Source organism: Phenylobacterium sp. (assembly GCF_016793225.1).
In the GTDB taxonomy this organism is placed as follows: Bacteria; Pseudomonadota; Alphaproteobacteria; order Caulobacterales; family Caulobacteraceae; genus Phenylobacterium.
Genome location: NZ_JAEUMN010000032.1, coordinates 1 through 5,693 on the forward strand (window position 1 = coordinate 1; position 5,693 = coordinate 5,693).

At 70.5% G+C, this 5,693-nt stretch carries 5 protein-coding genes; 1 reads left to right on the forward strand and 4 read right to left on the reverse strand.

Features of this window, described 5'->3' with window-relative positions; translation table 11 throughout:
• Positions 1-125 precede the first annotated feature (125 nt).
• The 4 genes from JNK30_RS03450 to JNK30_RS03465 all read right to left on the reverse strand — a co-directional run bounded on the left by JNK30_RS03450 (position 126) and on the right by JNK30_RS03465 (position 4,669).
• Entirely contained in the window at positions 126-1,034 is a 909-nt protein-coding gene (locus JNK30_RS03450; RefSeq protein WP_293480210.1) for a TylF/MycF/NovP-related O-methyltransferase, read from the reverse strand.
• A 100-nt stretch (positions 1,035-1,134) separates the two neighbouring features.
• A complete protein-coding gene (locus JNK30_RS03455; protein WP_293480212.1) occupies positions 1,135-3,216 on the reverse strand; it encodes a M13-type metalloendopeptidase in 2,082 nt (693 codons plus the stop codon).
• A gap of 126 nt (positions 3,217-3,342) precedes the next feature.
• Complete coding sequence (locus JNK30_RS03460) at positions 3,343-4,101, reverse strand: Crp/Fnr family transcriptional regulator (protein WP_293480214.1); 759 nt, start codon at positions 4,099-4,101, stop codon at positions 3,343-3,345.
• An 82-nt stretch (positions 4,102-4,183) separates the two neighbouring features.
• Complete coding sequence (locus tag JNK30_RS03465) at positions 4,184-4,669, reverse strand: pyridoxamine 5'-phosphate oxidase family protein (protein ID WP_293480215.1); 486 nt, start codon at positions 4,667-4,669, stop codon at positions 4,184-4,186.
• A gap of 136 nt (positions 4,670-4,805) precedes the next feature.
• On the opposite strand from JNK30_RS03465, the gene JNK30_RS03470 reads away from it, so the two are divergent.
• Positions 4,806-5,693, forward strand: an 888-nt coding sequence (locus JNK30_RS03470) for a DUF2235 domain-containing protein (RefSeq protein ID WP_293480216.1), incomplete at its 3' end; no start/stop codon positions are given.

The following is a 5,693-nucleotide window of genomic DNA, read 5'->3' on the forward strand; positions in this document are numbered from 1 at the left end:
GGCGGATCTCTGCCTCCTGGACGCGCCCCTGCACGAGGCGCTGCGCGAGCCTTCGCAGGACCGGGTCCGGCTGACGCTGGTGGCGGGCGCGGTCGTCCACGCGGCCGCGCGGGCCTGAGCCGGCCCTATCGCTTGACGTAAAGGCCCTGGCCGGTGGGCAGCGGCAGCACCTGCTCGCCACGGGCTGCGAACCATGCGGTCTCGGCGCGGCGCTGGGCGTCGGCGGTGGACCAGGCGAAGTCGTCGAACAGGATCACGCCGCCCGGGCTGACCCGGTCGAACAGCACGTCGAGGGCCGCGATCTCGGCGGTGGCGTTGTTCATGTCGATGTGCAGGAACGAGATCGCGTCGCCCGGCGAGCGCTCGTGCAGGATCTCGGGGACGCGGCCCTTGATGACCTCGATGTTCGGGATGTGGGCGAAACGCTGCCTCACCTCCTCGAAGGTGAAGGTGTCGCCGTAGAGGCGCCGGTTGACGTCGCTCCAGCCGGCGTCCAGTTGGTCTTCCGGAATGCCCTCGAAGGTGTCGTACAGCCGCCACCGCTTCGGCCAGGCGGCGAAGTCGAGGTACTCGGCGCAGAACAGCGTGGTGTGGCCCTTAAACACCCCCAGCTCGACGAGGTCGCCGGGAACCTTGCGGGCCTGGGCCACCGCCCACAGGGCCGTCTGCAGGTTCCAGTGCCAGTTGCGGATCGGGAGCAGGTCGGCGTGGCGCTGCGCGATGTCGAGGAAGCGCTGGTCCTCGAAGAACGGCAGGGCCTTGAGCCAGGTGGCCAGGCCGTCGCCGATGAAGACGTTGGCGTTGGGGATGGCCTCGAGGTCGTCGAGCGCCTTGAACGTCGGCACGAGGCGGTTGTCGACCTTGTGGGCCACGCCCAGGCGGATGTGGATGCGGCGCTGGAGCTGCGGGCTCGCCTTGGGCAGGGCCGCCCGGTAGAGCGCCTTGGCCGTCTCGATGTCGCCCAGCTTGAGCAGCCCGTCGGCCATGACCACGAGCTTGGCGGCGCCGAGGCCGGCGATCGAAATATCCGTCATGCGTTGTCCCTGACCCGAGCGCGGGTTCATGACCCGGAAGGCGGCGCCTGACAAGCGGAGCCGGATCCGGCGGCGGGCGGCCGCCGGACTCGGACGCGGCTCACCAGATGTCCACGCGCTCGGCGGGCGCGACGTAGAGCTTGTCGCCGGGCTGGACGTTCCAGGCGTCGTACCAGCCGGGGATGTTCCGGATCGTCCCGTTCACGCGGTAGTAGGCCGGCGAGTGCGGGTCGGTGACGACCTGCTGGCGGATGTACTCGTCGCGGGCCTTCTCGCGCCAGACCTGGGCCCAGCCGAGGAACACGCGCTGCTCGCCGGTCAGCCCGTCCAGCACGGGCGCGGGACGGCCCTTCAGCGAGGCCCGGTAGGCGTCGAGCGCCAGCGACAGTCCGCCCATGTCGCCGATGTTCTCGCCCATGGTGAGCGCGCCCTGCACCTTGGCGCCGGGAAGCGGCTCGAACGCGGAATACTGGGCGCCCAGGCGGTCCGCCTGGACCTTGAACTTCGCCGCGTCGTCGGCCGTCCACCAGTCGCGCAGCACGCCGTCGCCGTCGGACTTGCGGCCCTGGTCGTCGAAGCCGTGGCTGATCTCGTGCCCGATCACGCCGCCGATGCCGCCGTAGTTGATGGCGGGGTCCGCGTCGGGATCGAAGAACGGCGGCTGGAGGATGGCGGCCGGGAAGACGATCTCGTTGTTGGGCGGGCTGTAGTAGGCGTTGACCGTCTGCGGCGTCATGCCCCACTCGGCCTTGTCCACGGGCCCGTTCAGGCGGGCCACCGACCGCGCCCAGTCCTGGATGTCGGCCCGCTGGGCGTTGCCGTAGAGGTCGTCGGCCTTGAACTCGATCCGGGAGTAGTCCCGCCACTTGACCGGGTAGCCGATCTTGACCGTGAACTTCGCCAGCTTGTCGAGCGCCTGGGTCCGGGTGTCGGGCCCCATCCAGGCCAGCTTCTCGATGCGGGCCCGGAGCGCGGTGCGCACGTCGGCGACCAGCGCGTCCATCTTGGCCTTGGCCTCCGGCGGGAAGTAGCGGGCGACGTAGACGCGGCCCACCGCCTCGCCGAGGGTCGCGTCCATGAAGGCGGCCGCGCGCTTCCACCGCGCCTGCTGCTCGGGCTGGCCCGCGAGCTCCTTCAGGCGGAAGGCGTAGTTGGCGTCCACGAACCGCTTGGAAAGATAGGGCGCCGCGGAGTCGGCCAGCCGGAAGGCCTGCCAGGCCTTCAGCGTGTCGAGGGAGGTCTCGGCGTAGATGGCCGCGAACTTCGGCAGGGCGGTGTCGGTGGTCACGACCACCCGCTGGACGCCGCCAAGGCCGGCCGCCGCGAGGTAGCGGCTCCAGTCGAAGCCCGGCGTCATCGCCTGCAGCTCGTCGGGCGTCTTGGCGCGGTAGGTCCTGTCCCGGTCGCGGCGCTCGACGCGGCTCCAGCTGGCCTCGGCGAGCTTCGTCTCGAAGTCGACGACCGCCCGGGCGTGCGCGGCGGGCTGCTCCCAGCCGATCATCGTCAGCATCTGCTCGACATAGGCGAGGTACTTGGCCTTCTTCTCGGCGAAGCTCGGCTGCAGATAGTAGTCGCGGTCGGGCAGGCCGAGCCCGCCGCCGCCGGTGTAGACCGCATAGCGGGTAGGCTGCTTTAGGTCGGAGGCGATGCCGAGCGGCAGGATCGAGGCGTAGCCCACGCCGTCGTTGCCGCGGCCCGCGCCGGGGGTCGCCCGGCCCATGAGGGCCGTGAACTCGTCCTTGGACCTCACCTTGCGGATCTGGGCCAGCTCGGGCGCGAGCGGCCTGGCGTCGAGCTTCTCGGCCAGCGCCTCGTCCATGAAGGCCGAGTAGGCGGCGGCGATCCGCCCGGCGTCGGGGTCCGTCAGCTTGCCGGCCTTGGCGTCCTCGAGGATCGCGTGAATGCGGGCCTCGGAGAGCTCGCGCAGCTTGTGGAAGTTGCCGTAGCGGCTGCGGTCGCCGGGGATCTCGGTCCGGTCGGCCCAGGCGCCGTTGGCGAAGCGGAAGAAGTCGTCGCCCGGCTTCACCGAGCGGTCCATGCCCGAGAGGTCGAAGCCCCAGGTCCCGTAGCGGGGCGAGGCGAGCGACGCCGGGTCGGGCGCGTCGGCGGCCCAGGCGTGGCTGGTGAAGAGCGCGAGGCCCGCAGCCCCCGCGAGCAGGAATTTGCGTGTTCCGGATAGCATCGGTCGTTCTTGATCCCTTGGCCGGCGGGCTCCATGCGAGGAACCGGCGAGGGGCGCACAAAACGGGGAAAATCCGTGCCGCGCAATGCCTGCGCGACGAGCGGCCGCCTGTACGGCGTCAGACGATCATCCGCCGACGCTGCGGCGCGCCGGGGGCGCGTGGGCCGCGGGCGTCGCGTCGGCGCCGAGAAGACGCTCGTAGTGGCCGCGGATCACCCCGTAGCACTCGCACGTCGCCTGGAGCAGCGCGCGCCGGTCGACGATGTCCACGACCCCGCGCCGGTAGCGGATGACGCCCTTCTCCTGGAGCGAGCCCGCCACGGCGGTGACGGTGGTCCGCTGGACGCCGAGCATGTCGGCCAGGAACTCCTGCGTCAGCGCCATCCGGTCCGAGGCGATGCGGTCGTGGCAGGTGAGCAGCCAGCGGCAGAACCGCTCCTCCACCGAGTGCAGCGCGTTGCAGGCCACCGACTGGATGGCGTGCCCGTAGAGGGCCTCGCTGTGCCGGTCGACGAGGCTGCGGAAGACCGGGCTTCGCTCCCAGACCTCGCGCAGCCGATCCACGCCGATCCGCGCCGCGTTCAGCGGACTCTGGACGATGGCGCGGGACAGGGACTGGCGCGGCGCCACCGCCGCCATGAGGCCGAGCCCGCCTTCCGGTCCGATCGTCGCCGACTCGATCGCCGCCCCGCTCTCCATCAGGGTCATCAGCGAGATGATGCCGTCATGGGGAAAGTAGGCGAAGTCGATGGGGTCGCCCGGATCGTACAGGATCCGGCCGCGGGCGAGCTCGACGCTGACCAGGTAGGGTGCGATCGCGTCGCGGTCGGCCGGAGGAAGCGCCTCGAGCAGACTGTTCCGGGAAGGTGGTGCTGGCCTCTGCATCGGGAACTCGAAACGCCGATCGCGCAGTCGGGTTTCAGTCCCCGCGCGCGCCGGCGTCCACGCTCCGTCCGCGACGGACGCGTCAGCGGAGGTGAAGGTCCCGCCGTTCGCCCACGTCCGGTGTCGACCGCGTCACGTTCGCCTTGGCGACCTCGACCGCGTACTTCAGCAGCCCGCCCTCGGTGATCCAGACGGCGGCCTCCTCCACGTCGAGCCGCAGCAGCGTCAGGGACGGGTCATCCTTGCCGTCCGGGTACCAAGCCGCCACGTGGGCGTTCCAGTACCTGTCGATCCGGTCGCGGTCGTGCGCCAGGCTGAGACGCCCGTCGATGCAGGCCTGCAGCTTCCGGTCCATGAACAGGAAGGTCGCCTCGGCGCCCGCGCCCACCGTCTGCGCCAGGTCGGTGTCGTCGCGCGTGAAAAACCACAGGGTCGACGTGTCGCGCTCCACGAACGCGGTCATGGGTTGAAAATGCTGCCGTTCGGCCTGAAGGCCGAGCATGCCTGTGTGGTTGTCGTCGATCGCCTTCCACAGGCGGTCGGCGATCTCGGCGTTGCTCAAGGTCATGGGGAATCTCCACGCTGGGTCGCACCCGTAACCGGCGAACCGCCCTCGTGTTCCGCGGCCGCGGAGGCGCCAGCCAGGGCGTTGACGAGCCCGCAAGACAACCTGAGAGTGAACCGACAGCGGGGGAGGGACGGTCTTGCCGCGAGCGAAGACGGCGAAGCCTCGGGCGAGCTCGGACATCGCCTATGACCGCAAGCGCCTGGCGGTCTTCTGCGACGGGACGTGGAACGACCTGCGCATGAAGGACCTGACCAATGTCGCGCGGCTCGCGAAGTGCGTGGAGCCGCGGGGCTGGGATGGGCGGCGGCAGGTCGTCTTCTACGACTCGGGCGTGGGGGTCGCGACGGGGGTCGGCCATCTCGCGGACCGGCTGGTCACCGTCCTGGGCGGGGCCATCGGCGCCGGCCTCGACGACAAGATCGAGAGCGCCTACCGCTTCCTCGTCCTGAACTACCAGCCGGGCGACGAGATCTTCGTCTTCGGCTTCTCGCGCGGCGCCTACACGGCGCGGAGCCTCTGCGGGCTGATCCGCAAGTGCGGGATCGTGCGGCGCGACTGCTTCGACAAGATCCCCGAGGCGATGTCGATCTATCGCGACAAGTCGAAGCCGCCGCACGAGGTGACGGACTTCCGCGCGCGGCACACCTATCGCGATCCCGAGACCGGCGCGCCCATGGCGACCGGCGTCGAGGACATGGCGAACCCGGAGGACTGGGCGGCGCGGGCGATCGATTTCCGCCCCGCGGAACCGGCGCCGCCCCCGGGACCGCGGACGCGCCGCCGCAAGCCGAAGCCGGGGGACGAGTTCGCCTGGCTGCCGCCCGAGCCGCCGCCGCTGGGCGTCTACCGCCTGATGTACCTGGGCGTCTGGGACACCGTGGGGTCGATGGGCGTGCCGTCCACCATCCCGTTCGTCTCGCGCTGGGTGAACAAGCGCTACCAATTCTACGACACCGACGCGAGTTCGCTGCTCTACTCGATCCGACACGCCTGCGCGCTCGACGAGGACCGCAAGTCCTTCGAC